Here is a 24088-nt window from a genome sequence, read left to right as displayed (position 1 = left end):
CCTATCGATGTCACCCTCACCCTTCGCCGCCTGCGGCGTCTTTCCCTCTCCCAACGGGAGAGGGAGGGAGGCGCGAAGCGCCGGAAGGGTGAGGGCGAGTAAACCGTCGCGGGGGGTGCCCTACCGCCGCCGCACCCGCCACGCCATGAACGCCACCAGTGCTGCCAGCCCGAACCACGTCAGCGCGTAGACCAGATGGCTGTTGCGGAAGCGGACCACGGTCAGACCGCCGCGGGGCCAGCCGGCCTTGGGATCGCCCGCGTCGATGAAATAGGGGGCGACCGGGCCGAGCCGCTTCGTCGCGGCGATCCGGGCGACGTCGCGTGAGTACCAGCGGTCGGCGGCGGGATCGTTGTGGCGGAGGAAGCCGCCGCCGGGTTCGCTGACGCGCAGCAGGCCGCGGATCGTCCGCACGGCGGGGGAGGGGGCGACCGCGCCGCGGCGCTCGGCGGGGACGAAGCCGCGGTTGACGAGGACCGTGAACCCGCGCGTCGTGTCGAACGGCGTCATCACCCAGAAACCGCCGCCGAGTTCGGTCACCGCCTGCACGAACGTATCCGCGCGGGGCCGATAGCGGCCGGTCGCGACCACCGGCCGGTAGACATCACCTGCACCCACCGCACCCCACGCCGCCGGTCCCGGTGCGGCGACCGGCGCGCTTGCCAGCATCGCCTCGGTGTGCGCGATCAGCGCCAGCTTCCATGTCCGCCGCTCGAGCTGCCACACGCCGAGCCCGATCAGCAGCGCGATCGTCGCCAGCAGCAGACCCGTGACGATCGCGGCCCGGCGTGGCATCACATGCCGCCCATGTCTCCGGGCGCCATGCTCGGCATCATGTTGGCGTTCATATGGTACATTACCCACAGCGAGCCGGCGAGGCAGATGGTGACGACGATGATCGTGAAGATCAGCGCCATCAGCGTCCAGCCGTTCTCCGACTTCGAGTTCATGTGGAGGAAGTAGATCATGTGGACGATGATCTGCACCAGCGCGAACACCATGACGATGCCCGCGGTGATCCGCGCGTCGGCGATGACGCCGCTCATCACCAGCCCGAAGGGGATGGCGGTGAGGATCACCGACAGGACGAAGCCGATCACGTAATCCTTGCGGGTGCCGTGCGCGCCCTCGGCCGCGTGATCGTCATGGCCGTGGCCATGGGTGTCGGCGCTCATCGCAGCACTCCCAGCAGGTAGACGAAGGTGAAGACGCCGATCCAGATGACGTCGAGGAAGTGCCAGAACAGCGACAGGCATTGCAGGCGGCGCTGGTTGGCGGGGATCAGCCCCTTGGTCCCGACCTGCACCATCAGCGTCACCAGCCAGACGAGGCCGAAGGTGACGTGCAGCCCGTGCGTGCCGACGAGGGTGAAGAAGGACGACAGGAACGCGCTGCGCTGCGGTCCGAAGCCTTCGTGGATCAGGTTGGAGAATTCGTAGAGTTCGATTGTCAGGAAGGCGAGGCCGAACAGCCCGGTGATCGCCAGCCAGCCCTGCACACTGCGCACCTTGCCGTCGTTCATCGCCAGCATCGCAAAGCCGTAGGTGATCGACGAGAACAGCAGCATCGAGGTGTTGAGCGCCACCAGCGGCAGCTCGAAGATCTCGTGCGGCTGCGGCCCGCCGGCATAGCTGCTGCCGAACACGCCATAGGCCGCGAACAGCATGGCGAAGATCAGGCAGTCGCTCATCAGGTACAGCCAGAAGCCCAGCATCGTGCTGCCGCCGGCGTCGTGGTGATGCTCGTCCGTTTCGTAGAAGATCGGCGCCTGCGCGCCCGGCGGGATGGTCGCTTCGCTCATGATGCTCAAGCTCCCCCAACCATTGCTGGCGCCAGCTGTGTGGTGCGCGCGTTCTCGACCGCCGTCACCTCGTCGGCCGGGATGTAATAATCGCGGTCGTAGTTGAACGTGTGGACGATCGCGACGCCGAGCAGCGCGACGAAGCCGAGGATGGCGAGCCACCACATGTACCAGATCATCGCGACGCCGATCACCGCCGACAGGCCGGCGAGGATGACGCCGGTGCCGGTGTTGCGCGGCATGTGGATGGCGCGGAAGCCGTCGACCGGACGCACCGCCTTCTGCGACTTCATGTCGTACCAGGCGTCGAGATCGTGGACGACCGGCGTGAACGCGAAGTTGTAGGCGGGCGGCGGCGATGAGGTCGCCCATTCCAGGCTGCGGCCGTTCCACGGATCGCCGGTCGTGTCGCGCAGCGCCTCGCGGTTGCGGAAGCTGACGTAGAACTGGATCAGCAGCGCGGCGATCCCGATCGCGATCAGCACCGCGCCGATCGCGGCGATGATGAACCAGATCTGCAAGGACGGATCGTCGAAGTGACGCAGCCGCCGCGTCACGCCCATCAGGCCGAGCACGTAGAGCGGCATGAACGCGACGTAGAAGCCGACCACCCAGAACCAGAAGCTGATCGTGCCCCAGAATTTGTCGAGCTTGAACCCGAACGCCTTGGGGAACCAGTAATTGAGCCCCGCGAACGTCCCGAACAACACGCCGCCGATGATGACGTTGTGGAAATGCGCGATCAGGAACAGCGAATTGTGCAGCACGAAGTCGGCGGGCGGCACCGCGAGCAATACGCCGGTCATGCCGCCGATGACGAAGGTAATCATGAACGCGATCGTCCACATCATCGGCAGTTCGAAGCGGATGCGCCCCTTGTACATGGTGAACAGCCAGTTGAAGATCTTCGCCCCCGTCGGGATGGAGATAATCATCGTGGTGATGCCGAAGAACGAATTGACGCTCGCCCCCGACCCCATGGTGAAGAAATGGTGCAGCCAGACGAGGTAGGCGAGGATGGTGATGACCAGCAACGCGTAGACCATCGACGTATAGCCGAACAGGCGCTTGCCCGAGAAGGTCGAGGTGACTTCGGAGAAGACGCCGAACAGCGGCAGGATCAAGATGTAGACCTCCGGATGGCCCCAGATCCAGATCATGTTGACGTACATCATGGGGTTGCCGCCCATGGTGTTGGTGAAGAAGTGCGTGCCGACGTAGCGGTCGAGGCTGAGCATCGCGAGGACGGCGGTGAGCACCGGGAAGGCGGCGACGATCAGCACGTTGGTGGCAAGCGCCGACCAGGTGAAGATCGGCATCTTCATCAGCCCCATCCCCGGCGCGCGCATCTTGATGATGGTGGCGAGCAGGTTGACGCCCGACAGCAAGGTGCCGACTCCGGCGATCTGCAGCGCCCAGATGTAATAATCGACACCGACATCGGGCGAGTAATCGAGCCCCGACAGCGGTGCCATCGCCAGCCAGCCGGTGCGCGCGAATTCGCCGACGAACAGGCTCATCATGACGATCGCCGCACCCGCCGCGGTCATCCAGAAGCTGAAATTGTTGAGGAAGGGGAAGGACACGTCGCGCGCGCCGATCTGCAGCGGCACGACATAGTTCATCAGGCCGGTGACGAACGGCATCGCGACGAAGAAGATCATGATGACGCCGTGCGCGGTGAACACCTGGTCGTAATGGTGCGCGGGCAGGAAGCCGTCGTTGGCGCCGAACGCCATCGCCTGCTGCGCGCGCATCATCAGCGCGTCGGCGAAGCCGCGCAGCAGCATGACGATGCCGAGCACCATGTACATGATGCCGATCTTCTTGTGGTCGACGCTGGTGAACCACTCCTTCCAGAGATAGCCCCAGAGCTTGAACCAGGTGAGCGCGGCCAGCACCGCGACGCCGCCGACCGCGACACCGGCGAAGGTGGCGATCAGGATCGGTTCGTGGATCGGGAAGCTTTCGAGCGTCAGCCGCCCGAAGATGGTCTTGAGAAACGAATCGGACATCGGGTCGGTCCTACGAACGGGCGGGCGCGACGCTGCGGGCGAGGATCGCGGGCAGCGGGTCGGCAGAGGTCATCGAGCGATTGGCTTCAGAGCCGGGCTTGCTGGTGCCGGGGGCGCTTTCGCGGGGCGCGTTGCGGTGCGGGCTGCTGCCCTTTTCCTCCGGCTGCTTCTGCAGCGCGCCTTCGCCGTCGCTCCCGCGGGGCTTGCCGGTCTCGGCGGCGGCGTTGGGATGGCCGGCATCCTTCATCATCGTCGCCTGCATGCAGGTCTCGCCGGGTTTGGTGCACATGCCGATCACGCGGTCGAACAATTGCGGCGCGGCAGCGACGAAGCGGGCGGCGGGGACGTTCTCGCTCGGTTTCTCGAGGGTGACGTAGGTCGGCAGGTCGAGTCGCTGCTTCGCGGTGCGCGCCTCCGACACCCATTTGGCGAAGCCGGCATCGTCCATGCCGTCGACGGTGAAATGCATGCCCGAGAAGCCGGCGCCGCTGTAATTGGCGGACAGGCCCTTGAACCGGCCGGGGCGGTTGAGCACCGCGTGCAGCCGCGTCTCCATGCCGGGCATCGTATAGATCATGCCGGCGAGGGTGGGGACGTAGAAGGTGTTCATCACCGACGACGAGGTCAGGCGGAAGCGGACCTGGCGGTTCACCGGCAGGACGAGCTCGTTGACCGTCGCGACCCCCTGTTCGGGATAGATGAACAGCCATTTCCAGTCGAGCGAGACGACCTGGATCTCCAGCGGCCTGTCGTTCTTCGCCAGCGGCTTGCCCGATGCGATCCGCGACAGCGGGCGATAGGGGTCGAGCGCGTGCGTGCTGATCCAGGTCAGCGCACCCAGCGCGATGACGATCAGCAGCGGCGCCGACCAGATGACGAGCTCGAGCCCCGTCGAATGGTCCCAGTCGGGGCGGTGCTCGGCATCCTCGTTGGTGGCGCGATACTTCCATGCGAACAGCACGGTCAGCACGATCACCGGCACGATGATGAGCAGCATCAGGCCGGTCGACCACAGGATCAGATTGGCCTGTTGCCGCGCGACGTCGCCGGCGGGGTTCATCACCACCCAGTCGCAACCGCCGAGCAGGGCGGGCGCGGCGAGCGCGGCGGCGGTGCGCAAGGAGCGCGCGGGGGGTAACGAGGGGGTTCGCATCGTCATTGCCGCTACGCCTGTGTCGTGTCCCGCAAAATAGGACATTTTGTCCTATCCCATGCCCGGGCGGTAAGGGGTAGGAAGGTGCGTTGGTGCCGCGCCCGAAACCGGGCGAGGCGCGTTGAGACCCGAATGGCCAGTGGGCCGTGAGACGACAGGACTGCGATACATGTCAGCTTCCGCCCATTCCGCGCCGCTCGAACGCGATGCACGCGCCGTCAACACGCAGGGCGACCATGAGGTCCGTCCCGGCGAGATCGCGATCGGCGTCGTCATCGGCCGCACCTCGGAATTCTTCGATTTCTTCTGCTACGCGATCGCGTCGGTCATCGTCTTTCCGGCGCTGGTGTTTCCGTTCGTCGACCGGCTGACGGGGACGCTCTGGTCCTTCGCGCTGTTCCCGCTCGCCTTCATCGCGCGGCCGATCGGCACGCAGATCTTCATGTGGGTCGACCGCGAATACGGCCGCGGCACCAAGCTGACCATCGCCTTGTTCCTGCTCGGCACATCGACGGTCGCGCTCGCCTTCCTGCCCGGATACGGCGAGGTCGGCATCGCCTCGGCGTTCCTGCTGTCCGCGGCGCGGATCGGGCAGGGGCTGGCGCTGGGCGGGGCGTGGGACGGGCTCGCCTCGCTGCTCGCGCTCAACGCACCGCCGGAAAAGCGCGGCTGGTATGCGATGGTGCCGCAGCTCGGCGCGCCGCTCGGGCTGATCGTGGCGAGCGCCTTGTTCGCCTTCTTCCTCGCCAACATGGACATGGTCGATTTCCTGTCGTGGGGCTGGCGCTATCCGTTCTTCGTCGCCTTCGCGGTCAACGTCGTCGCGCTGTTCGCGCGGTTGCGCATCGTCGTGACGCCCGAATATACGCAGCAGTTCAAAAGCCGCGAGCTGACCCCCAGCCGGGTCACCGCGACGGTGAAGGCGCAGTGGCGCAACATCATCATCGGCGCCTTCGCGCCGCTCGCCAGCTTCGCATTGTTCCACATGGTCACGGTATTCCCGCTGTCGTGGATCGCGCTGTACACCAACGAGAATATCGCGCGCTTCCTGGGGATCGAGATCGTCGGCGCGTTCTTCGGGCTCGGCGCGGTGGTGATTTCCGGCCTGCTCGCCGACCGGATCGGGCGGCGTTCGGTGCTCGGCTATACCGCCGCGGCGATCGCGGTGTTCAGCGGCTTCGCGCCGCAGTTGCTCGCCGGCGGCAGCTCGGGCGAGCTCGCCTTCATGATCGGGGGATTCATCATCCTCGGCCTCGCCTTCGGCCAGTCGTCGGGGGCGGTGACCAACAATTTCCCCAAGCGCGCGCGTTATACGGGTGCGGCGCTGACGTCGGACCTCGCCTGGCTGTTCGGCGCGGGGTTCGCGCCGCTCGCCGCGCTGGTGCTGGCGAGCCAGTTCGGACTGATCGCGGCGGGCGGGTATCTGCTGTCGGGTGCGGTCGCGACGCTGGTGGCGCTGGGGCTGAACAAGGAACTGGCGCGCCGGCTGGATTGATCGGGGCTTCGTCGCTCCCACCCTCACCCTTCGCCGGCTTCGCCGTCTCTCCCTCTCCCAACGGGAGAGGGAAGGGGCCCGCCGCCGCAGGCGGTGGGAAGGGTGAGGGTGAGGTGGCTATTCGCCCCCAAAGCCGCCGCTCATCCTGCCTTGTCCGCCATCCATTCCGCCGCCCGGGCCACGCCCGCCGCCGTGGCGACCACCGCGATGGCCGCCCGGCCCGCCCTTGCCGCGCCCGCCGGGGCCAGCGGCGCGCGCGCTGACGTGCGGCAGCTCGTCCCACATCAGCTTGCCGTCGCGGTTCTTGTCGAGCGCGTCGAAGCGCGAATCGGCGGCGCTCGCGAATTCGCGCGGGTCGATGCCGCGGTTGAAGTTGCGGTCGGCGGCGGTGACGGGTTCGGGCAGGTCGAAATAGCTGAACCGCGCCGCGCCCAGTTTGCCCGCATCGTAGACGGGCGCCTTCGCCCCACCGTCCGAACTCGAATCGGAGCTGCGCGCGATGATCCCCGGGCCGCCGTCGCCCGAGCGCGTTTCGGGGGCGATCGTGTTTTCGTACACGTCGATGTCGCCCGGATCGATCTCGCCGTCGTGGCCGCGGTCGAGGATCGCGAAGAAGCGCGTGGCGTCGGCCTGGAATTCCCCGCGGGTGATCGCGCCGTCGCCGTTCGCGTCCGCCGCGGCGAACCACGCGCGCTCGGGATCGGGCGCGGTTTCGCTGCCGTGGAAGGGCTGGCCCATCGGGCTGATGAACACGCGGCGCTGCTGCGCCGACGCGGCGGTGGCGAACGTGCAACCCAGCGTGGCGGCAAGGAGGAGGGTGATGCGGTGCATGGCGGGTCCCCGAGTGAGTCGCGTTGGTGAACCAGTGCAATGTTGCGGCCGAATGTCCATGACGATGACGGCGTGCGTTTCCGCGGATATTCTGCGGCAACATTTGCCGGCCACAAGGGCGCGATGATGAGCCAACAGCAGAATATCGGCGCGTCGGGGGATGAAGTGGCGGCGATCCTGGTCGTCGACGACGATCGCGAGATCCGCACCCTGTTGACGCAAAGCCTCGGCGCGCGGGGTTACCGGGTGCAGGGCGCGGCGAACACGCGCGAGATGGATGCGGTGCTGGCGCGCGAGCGGATCGACGCGGTGCTGCTCGACGTGATGATGCCGGGCGAGGACGGCATCTCCGCCTGCCGCCGCATCACCCGCGACGGCGGCCCGGCGGTCATCATGCTGAGCGCGCTGGGCGAGGAACGCGACCGCATCGTCGGGCTGGAGATCGGTGCGAGCCATTACCTGCCCAAGCCGTGCAGCGCGGCGGAGGTGCTCGCCACCGTCCGCGCCGCGCTGCGCAGCCGGCAACAGGCGGAGCCGGTCGATCGCTCGCGGCTGACGTTCGATGGCTGGACGATGGATCTGACGGCGCACGAGCTGTTCGATGCGCAGGGGGTGCTGGTCGGGCTGACCGATGGCGAATTCGCGCTGCTGCGCGTCTTCGTCGAGCGGCCGCGCCGGGTATTGTCGCGCGAGATGCTGCTCGAAACCGCGCGCGGCCCCAATTCGGACGCGTTCGATCGCGCGATCGACGTGCAGATCAGCCGCCTGCGCCGCAAGCTGCGCAGCGGCGGCGACGAGATCATCCGCACGATCCGCAACGAGGGCTATCTGTTCGTTCCCGCGGTCTCGCGCGCGTGACGGCGTTCGGCTGGGTGCGCCATTCGCTGTTCTGGCGGGTGTTCGTCGTGATGCTGTTGAGCGTCGCCGCGGTGCAGGCGCTCAACATCGCGCTGGTCGTGTTCATCACCCCGCCGACGCCACGCATCTATTCGGTGCCGCAAGTCGTGGCGGCGCTGCGCAACGGCCAGGACGCCAGCGGCGAGCTGCTGCTGGCGCGCGACCGGAGCGATCCCGAACCGTATGACGAGCGCGGCGAGCATATGGCGGGGATCATCGCCGCGCAATTGGGCATGCCGGCGGCGCGGGTGCACGTCCATTTCGGCGGCGGGCCGCCGCCGATGGTGTTCGGGCCGATGCCGCCGCGCGAGGGCTTCCGCCAGCGGCCGCGGCTGCCCGACGCGCGCAACCAGATCCTGTTCGGCCATTTCACCGTCTCCGTCCGGCAGGCGGATGGCAGCTGGGTGAGTGCGCGCGGCGCGCGTACCGGTTTCGAGAGCTGGCGCTGGCGCGCATTGCTCTGGCTGCTCGCCGCGATGCTGGCGGTGGCGCCGTTCGCCTGGGCGCTGGCGCGCCGGCTGACCAAGCCGATCGCGGCGTTCGGCGCGGCGGCGGAGCGGCTGGGGCGCGACCCGCGCGCCGCACCGGTGCCGCTCGGCGGGCCGGCGGAGATCGCCGATGCCGCGGCGGCGTTCAACCGCATGCAGGCACGGCTCAACCGCTATGTCGAGGATCGCACGACGATGATCGCGGCGATCGCGCACGACCTGCGCACGCCGCTGATGCGCCTCGGCCTGCGGCTGGAACAGGCGCCGGAACCGCTGCGCAGCAAGAGCGCGGGCGACATCCACGACATGCAGGCGATGATCCAGGCGGCGCTCGCCTTCTTCCGCGAGGGCACGCAGGCCGCGACGCGCCGCCGGCTCGACCTGCGCTCGCTGGTCGAGAGCGTCACCGACGACCTTTCCGATCGCGGCGAGGCGGTGACGCTGCACGATGGCGACCCGCTGGTGATGGAGGGCGATGCCGCCGCGCTCAAGTCGCTGGTCGCCAACCTCGTCGGCAATGCGCTGAAATATGCCGGCGATGCCGAGGTGACGCTCGCGCAGGCGGACGGCCATGCGGTGATCGCGGTGCGCGACCACGGGCCGGGGATCGACCCGGACGACCTCGATCATCTGTTCGAGCCGTTCTTCCGCGGCGAACGCTCGCGCAATCGCGATACCGGCGGGATCGGGCTGGGGCTGAGCAGCGTGCGTGGCGTCGCGCGCGCGCATGGCGGCGATGCGACGATCGCCAACCACCCCGACGGCGGCGCGGAGGCGCGGGTGACGCTGCCGCTGTGACGGGGCACGGAAATACCGGCGCAACATGGCGGCGGTAGGCCGCGTGCGTCGGCGGGGTTCTCTCCCACAATTGGCACCGCCGGCATTTCGGGTGCTCCCCGGTGCCCGGCGGTCGAGCTACGGGATTCGTCGGATCCCGTAGCTCGGCATTCCCCCGACTCGATCCTCCGACCCCGGCCCCGACCACACCGTTCATGCTGAGCTTGTCGAAGCAGGATGAGTCGCAATGCCCTTCGACACGCTCATGGCGGGTGTGGGTCAATCCGCGAGCGGTGCGATCTCCAGCACCTCGATCGCATCGTCGCGGCCGGCGAAGGGCAGCAGGTCGCCGACGTCCGCGCCCGCCAGCACACGCGCGAGCGGCGCGCCGAAGGCCAATCGGTCGGCGTTGGGATCGGCCTCGTCGTCGCCGACGATGGCGATCGTCCGCGTCCGGCCGCCCATCCGCACCGTCACCGCGGTGCCGAAACCGGCGCTGCCGTCCGCGGGGGCGACCGTCTCGACCGCGGTCGTGCGGCGCGTCTGCCAATAGCGCAGGTCGCGCCGGATCGCCTCCATCCCGTCGGCCGAGGCATCGGCGAGTGTGGCTTCCAGCGTCGCGATTTCCTGTTCGATCAATGCCTTGCCGGCGCGCGTCACCAGATTGGGACCAGCGGGGATGGGGCGTTCGAACTTGGGTTCGAGATGCTCTTCGTCGCTCTCGCGGCGGAATGCGACGCTCATGTCGGGGCCTTTCTGCATGTCCCATCCCCGGACAGCCGGGGCTTAACCACCTTTCGGGATGGTCTGAATCGTAAACGCGGCGTTAACGTGTCCATGATGACCCGACGCCTCGTCCTGACCAACGAATCCGCCCGCCATCCGTTTCGGCGCTCGCTGCCGCCGCCGGTGGTCGCATCCCCGCGCCGCCGCGACGACGAGGACTGGAAGCTGTTCATGCTCAGCTTCGCCGCCTTCTTCACCTGCTTCTATACGTTTTTGTTTTGAAGGCGGTGCCGGCCCGCTCGCTTGCCTAATCGCAGGCGAGGTGCAGTTTCTGCGCGATCCATGCGGAGACGAGGCACATCGCGGCGACCAGGAACAGCATGTCGACCGGCTGCACGCCGGCGGCATTGATGGCCAACACCGCGACCGATCCGAACGTCATCGCCCCTGAATTGACGACGTTGTTCGCCGCCACCGTGCGCGCGGTCTGGTCCTTTTCGACCGTCGTGGTGAGGAAGGCGTAGAGCGGCACGACGAACATGCCGCCGGTCGTCGCGATCGCCAGCAGGCTGAGCATGATCGGGATACTGCGCGGCTGCGCGACGAAGCTCGCCCAGTCGTAGTAAGTGCCCGGTGGCGCCGGCACCCAGTTGCGGCACAGGAATGAGAAGATCACGACGAACACGCCCATCGCGATCACCGACACCGGCGAATAGCGCGCGCTGATCTTGCCCTTCAGCATCGTGTTGATGACCACCGATCCGATCGCGACGCCGACCGAAAAGACCGCGATCGCGCCGCTGGCGACGCGTTCGTCCGCGGTCAGCACGTTCTTCACCAGCGGCGGGAAGACGATGATGAGCACCGCCCCGATCGTCCAGAAGAAGCTGATCGCGCAGATCGCGAGGAACAGACGCGGGATGTGCATCGTGGTGCGGATCAGCCGCCACGATGCGGTGAAGGGGTTGTAGTTGAGCTTCAGCCGCGGCCCCTCGCGCGGTGCGGGCGGCACCGCCTTCGCGGTCGCCCAGCCGATGCCGGCGACGACCAGCACGAGGATCGCCGCACCCTCGATCGGCACCCAGCCGGCGGTGACGGTACCGAGCAGGATGGCGAGATAGGTCCCCGCCTCGACGAGGCCGGTGCCGCCGAGCACGTCGCAGGGTTTGAGATGCTGCGGCAGGATGGCGTATTTGATCGGCCCGAAGAAGGTCGAATGGACGCCGAGGAAGAGCACCGCGCCGAGCATCAGCCCGATGCCGACGCTCGGGAAGCCGGCGCGCGCGACCATCAGCCCGGCGGCGCCCAGGAGCATGATGCCGATCTCCGCGGTCTTGACGATGCGGATGATCCGCGCCTTGTCGTGGCTGTCCGCCAGTTGCCCGGCGAGCGCGGAGAGCAGGAAGAAGGGCAGGATGGCGATGCCGGTCGCCAGCGCGTTGAAATTCGCCTCCATCCGCGGATCGTTGAAGATCGCATAGGTGGCGAACAGCACCATCGACGTCTTGAACAGATTGTCGTTGAAGGCACCCAGGAACTGCGTGGTGAAGAGGGGCAGGAAGCGGCGCTGCTTCAGCAACCCCAGGGCATTCAGCATGCGGACAACGGCCTTCGATCGTGGCAGGATTGCGGCGGACATAGCCGAGCGCGATGGTCGCGCCAACGGGGAAGGTGGGGGTGCCGGTGTCGAGTGTTCCCGACGCCCGCCCCGCTCATGCCGTCACCCCGGACTTGTTCCGGGGTCCACCCCGCGGCGAGCGCGAAGCCAGATGGCGAGAGGACTGCCGTTGCGGCCCCGTGGACCCCGGAACAAGTCCGGGGTGACGGAGGAAGTGGGGTAAGCGACGACCTTTCCCCAAGGCCGCTCCTACGTGGCGGGTCAGCGCCATCGCCCCCTTCGTCATCCCCGCTAGCGCGGGGATGACGAACCATACGGCCTACGCCCCATCACGCCACCATCGCTCAGCCGGGGTTACACCCGCCCGCGCATCGCGGTAGGAAGGCGGCGATGCTGACCTTGCCCAATCTCCTGACGCTGTCGCGGATCGTCGCGGTGCCGCTGCTCGTCGCGTTCCTGTGGTGGCCGCGGTGGGAGGCGGGGTTCGGGATCGCCTTCGCGCTCTACTGCCTGATGGGGATCACCGATTATTTCGACGGCTATCTCGCCCGGGCGCAGGGGGCGGTGTCACGGCTGGGGGCGTTCCTCGATCCGATCGCCGACAAGATCATGATCGCCGCGGTCATCCTGATGCTGGTCGGTACGCGGCACGACGACGACCGCGCGCTCATCACCGGTGTCCATCTGATCGCCGCGCTCATCATCCTGCTGCGCGAGATCGCGGTATCGGGCCTGCGCGAATTTCTCGCCGGCCTACAGGTGTCGCTGCCGGTGTCGAAGCTCGCCAAGTGGAAGACGACGCTGCAGCTCGTCGCGTTCGGCGCGCTGGTCCTCGCGGGAGCGCTGCCGGCGGTGTGGTGGATCAAGACGACCGGGCTCGGCTGTCTGTGGGCGGCGGCGGTGCTGACGCTGGTGACGGGCTGGGACTATCTGCGCGTCGGCCTGAAGCACATGGACTGACGCGATGGCGCTCGACATCCTCTATTTCGCCTGGGTCCGCGAGCGCATGGGCGTCGCGCAGGAACGCGTCGAGCCGGCGGCGGAGGTAACAACCGTCGCGATGCTGGTCGACTGGCTGGCCGCGCGCGATGCCGATAGCGGCGAGGCGCTGGCCGACCGGGCGCGGCTGCGCGCGGCGGTCGACCAGGCGTTCGTCGGCATGGACGCGAGCATCGTCGGCGCGCGCGAGGTCGCGCTGTTCCCGCCGGTGACCGGCGGATGATCCGCATCCACGTCGGTCGCGAGGCCATCGACCTGACCGTCGAGATGATGCTGGCGGAGGGCGCCGCCGGCACCGGCGCGGTGGCGACGTTCACCGGCCTGGTCCGCCCGGACGACGGCGTCGCGACGCTCGAACTGGAACATTACCCCGGCGCCACCGAAGCGGCATTGCGCCGAGTCGCCGAGGATGCCGCGGCGCGCTGGTCGCTCGGCGCGGCGACGATCGTCCACCGCGTCGGGCCGATGGCGCCGGGCGAGCGGATCGTCTTCGTCGCGGCTTCAGCCCCGCATCGGGCGGCGGCGCTGGAAGCGTGCGCCTATCTGATCGACCGGCTCAAGACCGACGCGCCCTTCTGGAAACGCGAGACGCGCGACGGCGAGGCGCGCTGGGTCGAGGCGCGCGACGGCGATGCCGCCGCTGCCGCGCGGTGGGAGGCATAACCCTTCTCTCACCCCGGCGCAGGCCGGGGTCCAGCTGCGACGGCAATGCTGGTGGGCGGCGCCCGCTGTCGGAGAGACCTTCGCGAGTGGACCCCGGCCTGCGCCGGGGTGGGAGAAGGTAGAGCGTCTATTGCCCCAGATTCGGCACCAGCACGCCGTTGACGATATGGATCACCCCGTTCGCCTGCGCGACGTCGGCGGCCTCGACATAGCTGCGGTTGCCGGTCGCGCTGGTCAGTGTGATGACGTCGCCGGTCAGCGTCGCCGTGATCGGCTGGCCGCCCAGCGTCGTCAGCATGGCGCGCCCGCCGCCGTCGCGGATGCGCTGCGTCAGCTGTTCGGTGGTCAGCACGCCCGGCACGATATGATAGCGCAGCATCGCCACCAGCGCGGTGCGGTTCTCCGGCGCGAGCAGGTCGCTCGCGATCCCCGGCGCCAGCCGGGTGAAGGCCGCGTCGGTGGGCGCGAACAGCGTATAGGGGCCGTCGCCGCCGAGCAGCGCGTCGAGCTCCGCCGTGCGCACCTCGCCGGCGAGCGTATGCAGGCCGGGGGTGGCGGCGACCGAGGCGGCGATCGTCGCTTCGGATTCGATTCCCGACGGATCGACCGGTACCGGCGCGGCGGTGACCGGCGGCGGCGCGACAACGGGTGCGGTCGCCGGCGGGACGCAGCCGGCGAGCAGCGCCAGCAGCAGGGCGGCGGCACAATGCCGCATGGGGATCGTCGGTAGTCGGGTCATGGCCGGTCCTCTACGCGCCAGCGGGGGGCAGGTTGCGTCACCGCGCTTCGGCCAGCGCCTCGGCGAGCAGCTGGAAGTCCTTTTCGCGCGGTGAGGCACGGCGCCAGACGAGCGCGATCCGCCGCACCGCATTCTCGGCATCGAGCGGCCGCGCGACGATATCGGTATGGTCGAGGATGCCCGCCTTCAGCGCCATCTCGGGCAGCATCGTCATGCCGAGGCCGTTGTCGACCATCTGCACGATCGTATGCAGCGAGGTGCCGAGCATCGTCGCCTCGGCGCGCAATTCGGGGCGGTTGCACGCCGAGAGCGCATGATCCTTGAGGCAATGGCCGTCCTCGAGCAGCAACAGCCGCGTCTCGTCGATCAGCGCCGCGGGGATCGACGGCGGATCGCTCGGCATGTCCTGCGGCTGATAGGCGACGAACAGGCGATCGTCGAACAGCGCGTGGCTGGCGACATCGCCGCAGGCGAAGGGCAGCGCGAGCAGCACGCAGTCGGTGCGGCCGTTGTGCAGCCCTTCGCACGCCGGTCCTGAGGGCTCCTCGCGCAGGAACAGTCTGAGGTCGGGATAGTCGCGGCGCAGGCGCGGCAGGATATGCGGCAGCATGAACGGCGCGATCGTCGGGATGACGCTCATCCGCATCTCGCCCGACAGCGGTCGCCCGGCGGCGCGGGCGATGTCGCCCAGTTCCTCCGCCTCGCGCAGCACGCGGCGCGCCTTGTCGGCGATCCGGTCGCCTAGCGGCGTGAAGCGGACGACGCGGCGGGTGCGCTCGACCAGCGTCACGCCGATCAGCGTCTCGAGTTCGCGCAGGCCCGCGGAAAGAGTCGACTGGGTGACGAAGCACGCCTCGGCGGCGCGGCCGAAATGCCCGGCGTCCTTGAGCGCGACGAGATATTGCAGCTGTTTGAGCGTCGGGAGGTAGGTCGCTGCCATGCGGCCGGGAGATAGGGGGCGGGGGCGAGGGGCGCTACCCCCTTAAGTCCGGGGGGCGACCCCTGCGAACCGGCGTGAGTTGCCGAAACATCCGCCCCATTACCTCCGTCACCCCGGACGTGTTCCGGGGTCCACTTCGCGGCTGGACCGACCGGAAGAGCCTCTTGTCTTGCGCGTGCGGATCGGTGGACCCCGGAACACGTCCGGGGTGACGGAGGATGGGTGGCGGCCGTCCGATCCCGCTCGCTTCCGTTTCCTCCCCCTTACTCCGCCGCTTCTTCCCAATCGTGCGTTTCTTCCGCGGGCAGGCGGATGAGGTGGTCGAATGCGGCCAGCGCGGCGGTCGAGCCGGCGCCCATCGCGATCACGATCTGCTTGAACGGCACCGTGGTCGCATCGCCCGCGGCGAAGATGCCGGGTTGCGAAGTGTGGCCGCGGTCGTCGACCTCGATCTCGCCGCGTGGGGACAAAGCGATCGCCCCCGCCAGCCATTCGGTGTTCGGCACCAGCCCGATCTGCACGAAGATCCCCTCCAGCTCGACGCGATGCATCGTGCCGTGGGTGCGGTCGCGGTAGGAGAGCGCGGTCACCTTGTCGCCGTCACCATGCACTTCGGTGGTCAGTGCCGAGGTGACGACGGTGACGTTGGGCAGGCTATGGAGCTTGCGCTGGAGCACCGCGTCGGCGCGCAGGGCGGTGTCGTACTCGATCAGCGTGACGTGCGCGACGAGCCCGGCGAGGTCGATCGCCGCCTCGACGCCCGAATTGCCGCCGCCGATCACCGCGACGCGCTTGCCCTTGAACAGCGGCCCGTCGCAATGCGGGCAATAGGCGACGCCCTTGTTGCGGTAGGTGTCCTCGCCCGGCACGCCCATCTGCCGCCAGCGCGCGCCGGTCGACAGGATGACCGTGCGCGCCTTGAGCGACGCGCCATTCTCCAGCACCAGCTCGTGCAGGCCGCCTTCGGGGGCCGGGATCAGCTTGTCCGCGCGCTGCAGGTTCATGATATCGACGTCATATTCGCGGACGTGGCGTTCGAGATCGGCGACGAGCTTCGGCCCTTCGGTGTGCGGGACGGACACGAGGTTCTCGATTCCCATCGTGTCGGCGACCTGCCCGCCGAACCGCTCGGCGAGGATGCCGGTGCGGATGCCCTTGCGCGCGGTGTAGATCGCCGCCGCCGCACCCGCCGGGCCGCCGCCGACGACGAGCACGTCGAACGGCTCCTTCGCCGCGATCGTCTCCGCGACGCGCGCCGAGGCGCCGGTGTCGAGCTTCGCGACGATCTGTTCGAGCTCCATCCGGCCCTGGCCGAACACCTCGCCGTGGAGGAAGACGGTGGGCACCGCCATCACCTTGCGGCTCGCGACCTCGTCCTGGAACAGCGCGCCGTCGATCGCGGTGTGCGTGACGCCCGGATTGAGCACCGCCATCAGGTTGAGCGCCTGCACCACGTCGGGGCAATTGGCGCAGGAGAGCGAGAAGTACGTTTCGAAATGGTAGTCGCCGCCGAGCGCGCGAACTTGATCGAGCAGCGCCGGTGCCGCCTTCGACGGATGACCGCCGACCTGGAGCAGCGCCAACACCAGCGACGTGAACTCATGCCCCATCGGCAGGCCGGCGAAGCGCACGCCGATCTCGGTCCCGGTGCGGCGGATCAGGAAGCTGGGGCGGCGCGCATCGTCGCCGGTCGCGGTGGTGATCTGGTCGGAGAGCGCGGCGATCTCGTCGATCAGCTCGCGCATCTGCCGCGACTTGGCGTCGTCGCCCAGGCTGGCGACCAGTTCGATGGGCTCGCGGATGTTGACCAGATAGGCCTTCAGCTGCTGCGTCAGGTTGGCGTCGAGCATGGGGGACTCCGGGGATTGGGTCGTGTGGGAGGGATCGTTGCCCCGCCGCTATTCTCGTCATCCCCGCGAAGGCGGGGATGACGAGGGGTTGGATCTTAGATCTTGCCGACGAGATCGAGGCTGGGGGCGAGCGTCTCTTCACCCTCTTCCCACTTGGCCGGGCAGACTTCGCCCGGATGCGCGGCGATGTACTGCGCGGCCTTGATCTTGCGCAGCAGCTCGGCGGCGTTGCGGCCGACGCCTTCCGAGGTCACTTCGATCAGCTGGATCACGCCCTCGGGATCGATCACGAACGTGCCGCGATCGGCGAGGCCCTGGCCTTCGCGCAGGATCTGGAAGTTGGTGCTGATCGCGTGGTTCTGGTCGCCCAGCATGAAATAGTTGATCTTGCCGATCGCCGGCGAGCTGTCGTGCCATGCCTTGTGGCTGAAGTGCGTGTCGGTCGAGACGCTGTACACCTCGACGCCCATCTTCTGCAGCGTCGGATAGACGTCGGCGAGGTCTTCGAGCTCGGTCGGGCAAACGAAGGTGAAGTCGGCCGGGTAGAAGAAGAATACCGCCCATTTGCCGAGCACGTCGGTGTCGCTGACGCTGACGAACTTGCCCTGGCGATAGGCCTGGGTGGTGAAGGGCTTCAGCGTGCTGCCGATAAGGGCCATGTCGGGTCTCCGGTTGAATGACGTGGAACCGGATATAGGATCGCATGCCGCGGTGCAAAATCAATCTGTTCGCAGGCACTGATCGAACGAGCCGATCACGCCTTCAAAACCTCATCTTTCCGCCGGTTTAGCCATGCTGCGGATGCGCCAAATTTATTTCGCCAGCGCGGAATAGATCGACCAGGCGCTGGTGAGGGTCAGCAGCACGCCGACCAGCGCCATCAGCTGGCGCGTCGGCACGCGCTTCGCCAGCACGCCGCCGAGCGGCGCGGCGATGAGGCCGCCGATCAGGATGCCGAGCGTGTGCACCGTGAACGCCGACCAGCCGAGCGCGACGAAGAAGGTGACCGATGCGGTGGCGGTCAGGAAGAATTCGGCGGTGTTGACCGTGCCGATGGTGTGCCGCGGTGTCGCGCCCTGGATGAGGAGGTTGGAGGTGACGACCGGTCCCCAGCCGCCGCCGCCCGCCGCGTCGAGGAAGCCGCCGACGAGGCCCAACGGCGCGATCACCCGCGGCTTGCGCGGTTCGATCGTGCCCTTCACCGCGCGGAACAGCAGGTAGAGGCCGATGCACGCGAGATAGGCCATCACGAACGGCTTGGCGACCGAGGCGTCGATGTTGCTGAGCAGGGTCGCGCCCAGGATCGCGCCGATGACACCGGGGATCACCAGCCGGCGGAACAGTTTCCAGTCGACGTTGCGGTGCGCGATATGGCTGATGCCGGAGGCGGCGGTGGTGAACGTCTCGACCGCATGGACGCTGGCCGATGCGACCGCGGGCGGCACCCCCATCACCGTCACCAGCAGCGTCGAATTGATGACGCCGAACGCCATGCCGAGCGCGCCGTCGACGACCTGCGCGGCGAAACCGATCGCGATGAACGGCAGCACCTGGCTCCAGTCGATGGCGGTGAGGAAATCAGGCATCGGCAGGCGCATCTCCAGACGGGCGAACACGGCCCAGACGATCCTATCGTGCACGCTGCCGGCAATTCCCACAACAAAGCTGGAGTTTGCCGATGGCAAGTTGCGCGCGCGCGATCGGGCCACGGCATGGAAATCCTCGGGCCGAACGATTACATGCGCGTGACGATCAACGGCCGAAAGGGGGACGTAACGGATGTTCGGACGGCTGGCCGCCTATCTCGATTCGATCAGGGCGCGCGATCCCGCCCCGCATTCCCGGGCCGAAATCCTGCTGTACCCCGGCGTCTGGGCGCTCGGGCTGCACCGTATCGCGCACCGGTTGTACCGTCGACGATTGTTCTTCCTCGCGCGCGTGGTGAACCATGTCGCGCGCGCCTGGACCGCGATCGACATCCATCCCGGCGCGCGGATCGGACGCAATTTCTTCATCGACCACGGCTTCGTCGTCATCGGCGAGACCGCGGAGATCGGCGACGACGTGACCATCTACCAATGCGTGACGCTCGGCGGGACCAGCCCCGACAACGGCGTCGCGGGCAAGCGCCATCCGACGCTGGCCGACGGCGTCATCATCGGATCGGGCGCGCAGGTGCTGGGGCCGATCCTGGTCGGCCCGCGCGCGCGCGTCGGCGCCAACGCGGTGGTGACGCGCGACGTGCCGGCGGGTGCGGTGATGGTCGGCATCCCGGCGCGTGCGACGATGGTCGAAGGCGGCGCGGCGGAAACGCCGTCGCGCTTCGTCCCCTATGGCACGCCGTGCAGCGAGATGTTCGATCCGGCGACGCAGAAGATGGAGATCATGCGCTGCGAGATGGAATCGATGCGCAAGCGGCTCGATGCGCTGCTCGCCGAACAGGGCGACCGGCCGCAGCGCGAGGCGGAGCGCGACCGCGCGTGATGGGGGCCTGATGGGAATCGTCACGCCATTTCCGTACGCCGGCCGGCCATCGCAGGTCGGCTTCGAACGCGCCGAGCTGAACCGCATCCTCGACCTGTATGGCCGGATGGTCGCGGCGGGGCATTGGAAGGATTATGCGATGGACCTCGGCAAGGACGCCGCGATCTTCGCCGCCTTCCGCCGTGCCGCCGAACGGCCGGAATTCCGTATCGAGAAGCGTCCGGCGCTGCGCGCGCGACAGGGCATGTGGGCGCTGATCGGCGAGCAGGGCGTGGTGCTCAAGCGCGGCCACGAGCTGGGACCCGTGCTGGCGCCGGTCGAGCGGCGGCTGATGAAGCTGGTGGATTGAGGCGACCCGCCAGTGTCGGGTCGCTTTCGGTCGAGGTCGGTCTACACACCAACCGTTCGCCCTGAGCCTGTCGAAGCACAGGTGAGTCTCACCGTACTTCGACAAGCTCGGCACGAACGGCGGGATGGCGTCGCTTACACCCTCACGCCATCTGCACCGGCGGCAGGCGATGCCGCAGCGGCTGCGACAGCAGCGCCACCACGGTGCGGCGCATCGGCTGCCAGAAGGCCGACAGCGACAGCAGCGCCGATCCGATGACGAAGGCGGTCAGCGCCGCGCCCAGCTCGATCGCGCCCGCGCTGCGGAACAGCGCATAGAGCGCGGCGAGGACGTAGACCAACCCCGACACCAACAGCGCGCGCCGGTCGACCGCCAGCGCGATCCCCGCGAAAGCGACGTACAGCGCGAGCACGACCACCGCCATGCCGACGCCGATATCGGCGCGGAACACGCCCAGCATCTGGAAGATCGAATGTGCGATCATCGGCGCGGCGGCGAGGTGCAGCCAGAAGGCGACGTCGGACCGGCGCGTCTTGCGCTCGGTATCGCTCATGTCCCAGCGCATCGCGGTGGCGAACACGGCGAGGCCGCCGATCAGCAGCAGCGGCCATACCGCGTCCTTGATGTCGGGCACGGCCGCGACGACCAGCCCGATCGCGGTCGCGACCAGCGCTGCGGCACCCGCGGCGACGGTGATCGGCACCATGAAGCGCCGCCAGTGCAGCCACGCCGCGCCCGCCGCGCACAGGCCGGTGCCCGCTGCCGCCAACGCGCCTTCGCGTCCGTCGATATGCGGCGCGACCGTCTCGATCAGGCCGATCAGCGCGCCCGCGATCCCGCCGACGAAGGCGATCAGCAGCAGGATGCTCGGCAGCGCCATCCGCCGCCGCGCGGTGAAATATTCCGCCAGCGCCCAGGCGACGGCCGCGACCGCCACGCCGCCGAGCGCATGCGTGACCGCCATCCCGATCTGCCCGACCGCGACGAGCAGCAGCACCAGCGCGATCGATACGAAGATGTCGTTGAACCCGGTGAGCAGCCGGAAATGCTCCTCGTCCACCGCCGGCGTCGCGTGACTCGCCGCGACGTGCGCGCGGAACGCGGCGGCGGCATCGGCCGTGATCGCCCCCGCCGTCACCGCGCCATCGATGTCGCTTTCGCTATACATGGCCTTCCTCCCTGTTGAAGCGGGGAGGGTATCAGGTGTGTATTATCGAATCAATACACCAGTCCGACTTGTGACCCGCGATAATTTAAGCAACAACGAAGGGCAACGGGGGAGGACGCGATGTTTGGATTTTCAGCATTTCCCATCGAGGAGGATGCCAGGCCCAAGCATCTGATCGTCAATGGCAACGGCGCGTCAAGTCTCTCTTATCTCGCAACGCTACGGGAAGCCGCCGAACCGACGGTCGATCGGATCATGCAAAGCATCCGTAACGAGCTTGGCCTGTTATGCGAGAAGAGCCGGAAGTCGGATGCGTCGGCGGATCAGAAGGCGAGGCGTCCGACCATTCTGGCGCGTTCGCCGTGGCACGGAATTCCCCATCTTCGCGACTATCTGCGCTTTCGCACGCATCTGAACGATCCGGCGGACGTCGAGCGCGTCTGCGATGTCTTCGTCGAATACATCCAAAGCGGAGATATTTCGCTGGTCAAGCTGGACTATGCCAAGATGTTGCGGCCCGGGCCATTCGGATGGCGGATGATCGCCATCGACCTGCGCGACACCCGGACGGGGCTGATCGTCGAGCATTATATGAGCTTCCAGGATCTGATCGTCGCTAACGAAGACTGGCTGCACGCCATCTACGAACGCTGGCGGCGTTGGGACCCCGAGGACATGACCGGGCGCGATCGACAGGCCATGGAACGGGACCAGCGACTCAGCGCGCATGGCTATAAGGGATTGCTGATCGATCGCCTCGCGATGGAGCGTATCGGGGATACGATCCTGCGGCACCGGCAGGGGCTGACGGATGCGGCGTTGCTGATGACGCTGGAACGGATGGTCAGTTGAGCGCGAACCGGCGCTCGTCGGCGGGCGTCTGCACCCCTTCGTAATCGCGCTGGATCATGGCGCGCAGTTCGCGCAGGCTGACGCCGTCGCCATAGGCCTCGTCATGAAAGCGGTCGGTATAGAACCGTCCGAAGGCCACGGTCGCATCGATGAGTGCGGCCATGTCGCGCGCCGCATCCTTCAACGCGCGAATCGACGGATAATCGATGTAGTGATCCGCAAGATCGTCGATCTGCGGCATCCTGATCTCGATTCGCGAATCGGTCATGTGCAGCAGTAACGGGACCGCAAGGCCGCCTGATGGGTCATGCAGAAACACGTTCCGACCGTCGCGGCTCAACGAATACACCGATAGACCTCCAGTCTTTTCGCTAGATCACCGTGATGACCATCACATTAATGGCCATTCGGACGGCATGGACAAGGGGTAACTTCATCCGCCCTGCAGCAGCTTCCCGATCGTCATCGCCTGTTCGGCGCCGGTCTTGGGCACGATTTCGTCCGTACGATCCGTGATCGCGTCCCAGTGCGCGGCGACGCCTTCGGGGGACAAATCGTCGCCGGTCAGCAGCGTGCCGGGCGTCAGCGTGACGTAGGATGCCTGGAACGCGCCCGCGCCGGCGCCGAGGATCGTGTTGGTCGGCGCATCCTCGCTGACCAGATACAGCGCGCCGGGGGCGACCTTGTCGGGCGAGAAGGCTTCGAACGCGGCCTGCGGGAACAGGTCCTCGGTCATCCGCGTGCCCGCGGTCGGTGCGATCGTGTTGACGCGAATGTCGTTCTTCGCGCCCTCGAGGCTGAGCGTCTTGGTGAGGCCCGCGATGCCGAGCTTCGCCGCGCCGTAATTCGCCTGGCCGAAATTGCCGAACAATCCGCTCGACGAGGCGGTCATCAGCACACGCCCGTAATTCTGTTCGCGGAACGTCTCCCAGCACGCCTTGGTGGCGAAGGCGGAGCCGAGGAGGTGGACGCGCACGACAAACTCGAAATCCGCGGGGTCCATCTTGGCGAAGGTCTTGTCGCGGAGCACGCCGGCGTTGTTGATGAGGATGTGGACGCCGCCCCAGGCTTCCTTGGCCTTGGCGACCATCTCGGCCATCTGGGCGTATTCGGCGACGTTGCCGCCGTTCGACATCGCCTCGCCGCCGGCCGCGCGGATCTCCTCGACGACGGCGAGCGCGGCGTCGGAATGGCCGGTGCCGTCGCGCGATCCGCCGAGGTCGTTGACGACCACCTTCGCGCCGCGCCGGGCGAGTTCGAGCGCATAATGGCGACCCAGGCCGCCGCCGGCGCCGGTGACGATGGCGACGCGGCCGTCGAAGCGGATCGTGGACATGAGAAAGGCGCTCCCCTCTTATCGTGGAGCGCCTTTCCCTAAACGTTAAGTGCGATCTGGCAACCGGTCATGCCGGTCGCCGGCCGCGGCTTACTTGCCGCCGCGCTGGATGCACTGGTCGTACTGGCCCTTCTTGCAGACCGGATATTTGGCGAGCGGCGCGGGCGCCGGATAGGCCTGATCCGGGGTCGGCGCGGGGCGGAACACCGGCGGCAGGTTCGAACCCGGCGTACCGCCCGAGATCGCGGGGCCGCTCGGCGCATAGCCGCCGGCCGGCGTCGCGCCGCCGGTGGTCGCCGGAGCCGGCGTGCTCGCCTGCGGTGCCGGAGCCGCGGCGGGATCGGCCGGCGCCGGCGCCGGCGCAGCGGCGGGATCGGCGGGCGGCGGAGGCGTCGTCGTCTGGTCGGCGGGCGCGGGCGTCGCGGCCGCATCGGCCGGCGGCGGCGGCGTCGTCTGCGCGAGGACCGGGGCAGCGATCAGGGCCGTGGCGGCCAGCAGAATGAGCTTCATCGCGGGGTTCTCCTTATGGAATCTCATGCGCTGTTTCATGTCAGCACCCCCGCCCAACGTCCCAATGCGGACTTTTCTCCATCGTTTCGCGTGCGATTCTATTTCGGTTTGTTCGTGGCCTTTGTGGGGTGGGTAAAGGGAGGTTTGGTTCACGCGAAAAGATGAGGAAGGGTTTTGCGCGCAGAGGCGCAGAGAGCGCCGAGGAAGACGGGGCGCGGTGATGCCGTACCGAGCCACCCGTTCCTCCTGCGCCTGTAAAAGGGCCTGAGTCCAATGCCCTTCGACAGGCTCAGCAACCATTATGATGCGGGCATCCATTCGGCTTGTCTGGCGAGGACGGTGTTGGCGTAGATGAGGAGTTTCCGTGCGCAGGCGGTGAGGGCTTGTTTGTGATTTT

At 67.7% G+C, this 24088-nt stretch carries 27 protein-coding genes; 10 read left to right on the top strand and 17 right to left on the bottom strand.

From position 1 onward, the window contains the following. Positions 1-120 precede the first annotated feature (120 nt). From M9979_RS07885 to cyoA, 5 genes are read right to left on the bottom strand one after another with little or no spacing between them, the layout of a single operon-like run. On the bottom strand, positions 121-795 hold the full coding sequence (locus M9979_RS07885) for an SURF1 family protein (RefSeq protein ID WP_254288809.1): 675 nt from the start codon (positions 793-795) through the stop codon (positions 121-123). Continuing rightward, positions 795-1175 carry a cytochrome o ubiquinol oxidase subunit IV gene (gene cyoD / locus M9979_RS07880; RefSeq protein WP_254288808.1) on the bottom strand — a complete coding sequence of 127 codons (381 nt, stop codon included), beginning with the start codon at positions 1173-1175 and terminating at the stop codon, positions 795-797. The genes M9979_RS07885 and cyoD overlap by 1 nt, the downstream gene beginning before the upstream one ends. Beyond that, entirely contained in the window at positions 1172-1801 is a 630-nt protein-coding gene (gene cyoC, locus M9979_RS07875) for a cytochrome o ubiquinol oxidase subunit III (RefSeq protein WP_254288807.1), read from the bottom strand. Before cyoC ends, cyoD begins: the two co-directional genes overlap by 4 nt. Positions 1802-1806: 5 nt before the next feature. Further along, complete coding sequence (gene cyoB / locus M9979_RS07870) at positions 1807-3816, bottom strand: cytochrome o ubiquinol oxidase subunit I (protein ID WP_254288806.1); 2010 nt, start codon at positions 3814-3816, stop codon at positions 1807-1809. 10 nt (positions 3817-3826) lie between these two features. Further along, positions 3827-4969, bottom strand: a complete 1143-nt coding sequence (cyoA, locus tag M9979_RS07865; RefSeq protein WP_254288943.1) for a ubiquinol oxidase subunit II — start codon at positions 4967-4969, stop codon at positions 3827-3829. Between the two features lie 169 nt (positions 4970-5138). Here cyoA and M9979_RS07860 point away from each other — a divergent pair, with 169 nt between their 5' ends. Further along, entirely contained in the window at positions 5139-6464 is a 1326-nt protein-coding gene (locus M9979_RS07860) for an MFS transporter (RefSeq protein ID WP_254288805.1), read from the top strand. Positions 6465-6581: 117 nt separating this feature from the next. On the opposite strand, the gene M9979_RS07855 is transcribed toward M9979_RS07860, so the two are convergent. Further along, positions 6582-7295, bottom strand: coding sequence for a hypothetical protein (locus M9979_RS07855; RefSeq protein WP_254288804.1), 714 nt, complete (start codon positions 7293-7295; stop codon positions 6582-6584). Between the two features lie 123 nt (positions 7296-7418). On the opposite strand from M9979_RS07855, the gene M9979_RS07850 reads away from it, so the two are divergent. Both M9979_RS07850 and M9979_RS07845 read left to right on the top strand, forming a co-directional pair. Next, complete coding sequence (locus M9979_RS07850; RefSeq protein ID WP_254288803.1) at positions 7419-8153, top strand: response regulator; 735 nt, start codon at positions 7419-7421, stop codon at positions 8151-8153. After that, positions 8150-9478 carry an ATP-binding protein gene (locus tag M9979_RS07845; RefSeq protein WP_254288802.1) on the top strand — a complete coding sequence of 443 codons (1329 nt, stop codon included), beginning with the start codon at positions 8150-8152 and terminating at the stop codon, positions 9476-9478. Before M9979_RS07850 ends, M9979_RS07845 begins: the two co-directional genes overlap by 4 nt. Positions 9479-9736: 258 nt before the next feature. Here the strand turns inward: M9979_RS07845 and M9979_RS07840 are convergent, their stop codons facing one another. Continuing rightward, on the bottom strand, positions 9737-10201 hold the full coding sequence (locus M9979_RS07840; RefSeq protein WP_254288801.1) for a GreA/GreB family elongation factor: 465 nt from the start codon (positions 10199-10201) through the stop codon (positions 9737-9739). Between the two features lie 93 nt (positions 10202-10294). On the opposite strand from M9979_RS07840, the gene M9979_RS07835 reads away from it, so the two are divergent. Then, positions 10295-10465, top strand: a complete 171-nt coding sequence (locus tag M9979_RS07835; RefSeq protein WP_254288800.1) for a hypothetical protein — start codon at positions 10295-10297, stop codon at positions 10463-10465. 25 nt (positions 10466-10490) lie between these two features. Here the strand turns inward: M9979_RS07835 and M9979_RS07830 are convergent, their stop codons facing one another. Then, positions 10491-11780 (bottom strand): MFS transporter, encoded by a 1290-nt coding sequence (locus M9979_RS07830; RefSeq protein ID WP_254288799.1) that lies wholly within the window; start codon positions 11778-11780, stop codon positions 10491-10493. Between the two features lie 411 nt (positions 11781-12191). Here M9979_RS07830 and pgsA point away from each other — a divergent pair, with 411 nt between their 5' ends. Genes pgsA through M9979_RS07815 form a run of 3 tightly spaced genes read left to right on the top strand, consistent with a single transcriptional unit; the run spans position 12192 to position 13463 of the window. Then, positions 12192-12761, top strand: coding sequence for a CDP-diacylglycerol--glycerol-3-phosphate 3-phosphatidyltransferase (gene pgsA, locus M9979_RS07825; RefSeq protein WP_254288798.1), 570 nt, complete (start codon positions 12192-12194; stop codon positions 12759-12761). Positions 12762-12765: 4 nt separating this feature from the next. Beyond that, positions 12766-13023, top strand: coding sequence for a molybdopterin converting factor subunit 1 (moaD, locus tag M9979_RS07820; protein ID WP_254288797.1), 258 nt, complete (start codon positions 12766-12768; stop codon positions 13021-13023). Further along, positions 13020-13463, top strand: a complete 444-nt coding sequence (locus M9979_RS07815; protein ID WP_254288796.1) for a molybdenum cofactor biosynthesis protein MoaE — start codon at positions 13020-13022, stop codon at positions 13461-13463. The genes moaD and M9979_RS07815 overlap by 4 nt, the downstream gene beginning before the upstream one ends. Before the next feature lie 127 nt (positions 13464-13590). Here the strand turns inward: M9979_RS07815 and M9979_RS07810 are convergent, their stop codons facing one another. The 5 genes from M9979_RS07810 to M9979_RS07790 all read right to left on the bottom strand — a co-directional run bounded on the left by M9979_RS07810 (position 13591) and on the right by M9979_RS07790 (position 18578). Further along, positions 13591-14202 carry a fasciclin domain-containing protein gene (locus M9979_RS07810; RefSeq protein WP_254288795.1) on the bottom strand — a complete coding sequence of 204 codons (612 nt, stop codon included), beginning with the start codon at positions 14200-14202 and terminating at the stop codon, positions 13591-13593. Positions 14203-14239: 37 nt separating this feature from the next. Continuing rightward, a complete protein-coding gene (locus M9979_RS07805; protein WP_254288794.1) occupies positions 14240-15142 on the bottom strand; it encodes a hydrogen peroxide-inducible genes activator in 903 nt (300 codons plus the stop codon). Positions 15143-15405: 263 nt separating this feature from the next. After that, complete coding sequence (gene ahpF / locus M9979_RS07800) at positions 15406-16992, bottom strand: alkyl hydroperoxide reductase subunit F (protein WP_254288793.1); 1587 nt, start codon at positions 16990-16992, stop codon at positions 15406-15408. Between the two features lie 95 nt (positions 16993-17087). Next, complete coding sequence (gene ahpC, locus M9979_RS07795) at positions 17088-17651, bottom strand: alkyl hydroperoxide reductase subunit C (protein WP_254288792.1); 564 nt, start codon at positions 17649-17651, stop codon at positions 17088-17090. 153 nt (positions 17652-17804) lie between these two features. Then, a complete protein-coding gene (locus M9979_RS07790; RefSeq protein ID WP_254288942.1) occupies positions 17805-18578 on the bottom strand; it encodes a sulfite exporter TauE/SafE family protein in 774 nt (257 codons plus the stop codon). 193 nt (positions 18579-18771) lie between these two features. On the opposite strand from M9979_RS07790, the gene epsC reads away from it, so the two are divergent. Then, positions 18772-19476, top strand: coding sequence for a serine O-acetyltransferase EpsC (gene epsC / locus M9979_RS07785; RefSeq protein WP_254288791.1), 705 nt, complete (start codon positions 18772-18774; stop codon positions 19474-19476). Positions 19477-19486: 10 nt separating this feature from the next. Continuing rightward, positions 19487-19825: a DUF2794 domain-containing protein gene (locus M9979_RS07780; RefSeq protein ID WP_254288790.1), complete on the top strand. Its 339-nt coding sequence runs from the start codon at positions 19487-19489 to the stop codon at positions 19823-19825. A 142-nt stretch (positions 19826-19967) separates the two neighbouring features. Here the strand turns inward: M9979_RS07780 and M9979_RS07775 are convergent, their stop codons facing one another. Next, on the bottom strand, positions 19968-20993 hold the full coding sequence (locus M9979_RS07775) for a hypothetical protein (protein WP_254288789.1): 1026 nt from the start codon (positions 20991-20993) through the stop codon (positions 19968-19970). A 120-nt stretch (positions 20994-21113) separates the two neighbouring features. Between M9979_RS07775 and M9979_RS07770 the strand changes: the two genes are divergently transcribed. Continuing rightward, positions 21114-21845 (top strand): hypothetical protein, encoded by a 732-nt coding sequence (locus tag M9979_RS07770; RefSeq protein WP_254288788.1) that lies wholly within the window; start codon positions 21114-21116, stop codon positions 21843-21845. Here the strand turns inward: M9979_RS07770 and M9979_RS07765 are convergent. From M9979_RS07765 to M9979_RS07755, 3 genes are all read right to left on the bottom strand, one after another. Then, positions 21838-22113 carry a hypothetical protein gene (locus M9979_RS07765; RefSeq protein ID WP_254288787.1) on the bottom strand — a complete coding sequence of 92 codons (276 nt, stop codon included), beginning with the start codon at positions 22111-22113 and terminating at the stop codon, positions 21838-21840. The genes M9979_RS07770 and M9979_RS07765 overlap by 8 nt on opposite strands. Positions 22114-22278: 165 nt before the next feature. Beyond that, positions 22279-23181, bottom strand: coding sequence for an SDR family NAD(P)-dependent oxidoreductase (locus tag M9979_RS07760; RefSeq protein ID WP_254288786.1), 903 nt, complete (start codon positions 23179-23181; stop codon positions 22279-22281). A gap of 90 nt (positions 23182-23271) precedes the next feature. Beyond that, a complete protein-coding gene (locus M9979_RS07755) occupies positions 23272-23691 on the bottom strand; it encodes a hypothetical protein (protein WP_254288785.1) in 420 nt (139 codons plus the stop codon). Positions 23692-24088 lie beyond the last annotated feature (397 nt).

Origin of the sequence: Sphingomonas liriopis, assembly GCF_024211255.1 — a bacterium.
Taxonomy (GTDB): domain Bacteria; phylum Pseudomonadota; class Alphaproteobacteria; order Sphingomonadales; family Sphingomonadaceae; genus Sphingomonas; species Sphingomonas liriopis.
Note: the sequence above shows the minus strand (reverse complement) of the source record. Positions and strands in the feature narration are given on the sequence as shown.

Coding starts and splice junctions, on each gene's coding strand:
- M9979_RS07850 (WP_254288803.1), top strand. CDS start 7,419: ATGATGAGCCAACAGCAGAATATCGGCGCGTCGGGGGATGAAGTGGCG.
- pgsA (WP_254288798.1), top strand. CDS start 12,192: ATGCTGACCTTGCCCAATCTCCTGACGCTGTCGCGGATCGTCGCGGTG.
- M9979_RS07805 (WP_254288794.1), bottom strand. CDS start 15,142: ATGGCAGCGACCTACCTCCCGACGCTCAAACAGCTGCAATATCTCGTC.
- M9979_RS07810 (WP_254288795.1), bottom strand. CDS start 14,202: ATGACCCGACTACCGACGATCCCCATGCGGCATTGTGCCGCCGCCCTG.
- M9979_RS07815 (WP_254288796.1), top strand. CDS start 13,020: ATGATCCGCATCCACGTCGGTCGCGAGGCCATCGACCTGACCGTCGAG.
- ahpC (WP_254288792.1), bottom strand. CDS start 17,651: ATGGCCCTTATCGGCAGCACGCTGAAGCCCTTCACCACCCAGGCCTAT.
- cyoC (WP_254288807.1), bottom strand. CDS start 1,801: ATGAGCGAAGCGACCATCCCGCCGGGCGCGCAGGCGCCGATCTTCTAC.
- cyoD (WP_254288808.1), bottom strand. CDS start 1,175: ATGAGCGCCGACACCCATGGCCACGGCCATGACGATCACGCGGCCGAG.
- M9979_RS07770 (WP_254288788.1), top strand. CDS start 21,114: ATGTTTGGATTTTCAGCATTTCCCATCGAGGAGGATGCCAGGCCCAAG.
- epsC (WP_254288791.1), top strand. CDS start 18,772: ATGTTCGGACGGCTGGCCGCCTATCTCGATTCGATCAGGGCGCGCGAT.
- M9979_RS07775 (WP_254288789.1), bottom strand. CDS start 20,993: ATGTATAGCGAAAGCGACATCGATGGCGCGGTGACGGCGGGGGCGATC.
- ahpF (WP_254288793.1), bottom strand. CDS start 16,992: ATGCTCGACGCCAACCTGACGCAGCAGCTGAAGGCCTATCTGGTCAAC.
- M9979_RS07830 (WP_254288799.1), bottom strand. CDS start 11,780: ATGCTGAATGCCCTGGGGTTGCTGAAGCAGCGCCGCTTCCTGCCCCTC.
- M9979_RS07755 (WP_254288785.1), bottom strand. CDS start 23,691: ATGAAGCTCATTCTGCTGGCCGCCACGGCCCTGATCGCTGCCCCGGTC.
- moaD (WP_254288797.1), top strand. CDS start 12,766: ATGGCGCTCGACATCCTCTATTTCGCCTGGGTCCGCGAGCGCATGGGC.
- M9979_RS07760 (WP_254288786.1), bottom strand. CDS start 23,181: ATGTCCACGATCCGCTTCGACGGCCGCGTCGCCATCGTCACCGGCGCC.
- M9979_RS07765 (WP_254288787.1), bottom strand. CDS start 22,113: ATGACCGATTCGCGAATCGAGATCAGGATGCCGCAGATCGACGATCTT.
- M9979_RS07860 (WP_254288805.1), top strand. CDS start 5,139: ATGTCAGCTTCCGCCCATTCCGCGCCGCTCGAACGCGATGCACGCGCC.
- M9979_RS07885 (WP_254288809.1), bottom strand. CDS start 795: ATGCCACGCCGGGCCGCGATCGTCACGGGTCTGCTGCTGGCGACGATC.
- M9979_RS07835 (WP_254288800.1), top strand. CDS start 10,295: ATGATGACCCGACGCCTCGTCCTGACCAACGAATCCGCCCGCCATCCG.
- cyoB (WP_254288806.1), bottom strand. CDS start 3,816: ATGTCCGATTCGTTTCTCAAGACCATCTTCGGGCGGCTGACGCTCGAA.
- cyoA (WP_254288943.1), bottom strand. CDS start 4,969: ATGCGAACCCCCTCGTTACCCCCCGCGCGCTCCTTGCGCACCGCCGCC.
- M9979_RS07790 (WP_254288942.1), bottom strand. CDS start 18,578: ATGCCTGATTTCCTCACCGCCATCGACTGGAGCCAGGTGCTGCCGTTC.
- M9979_RS07840 (WP_254288801.1), bottom strand. CDS start 10,201: ATGAGCGTCGCATTCCGCCGCGAGAGCGACGAAGAGCATCTCGAACCC.
- M9979_RS07855 (WP_254288804.1), bottom strand. CDS start 7,295: ATGCACCGCATCACCCTCCTCCTTGCCGCCACGCTGGGTTGCACGTTC.
- M9979_RS07780 (WP_254288790.1), top strand. CDS start 19,487: ATGGGAATCGTCACGCCATTTCCGTACGCCGGCCGGCCATCGCAGGTC.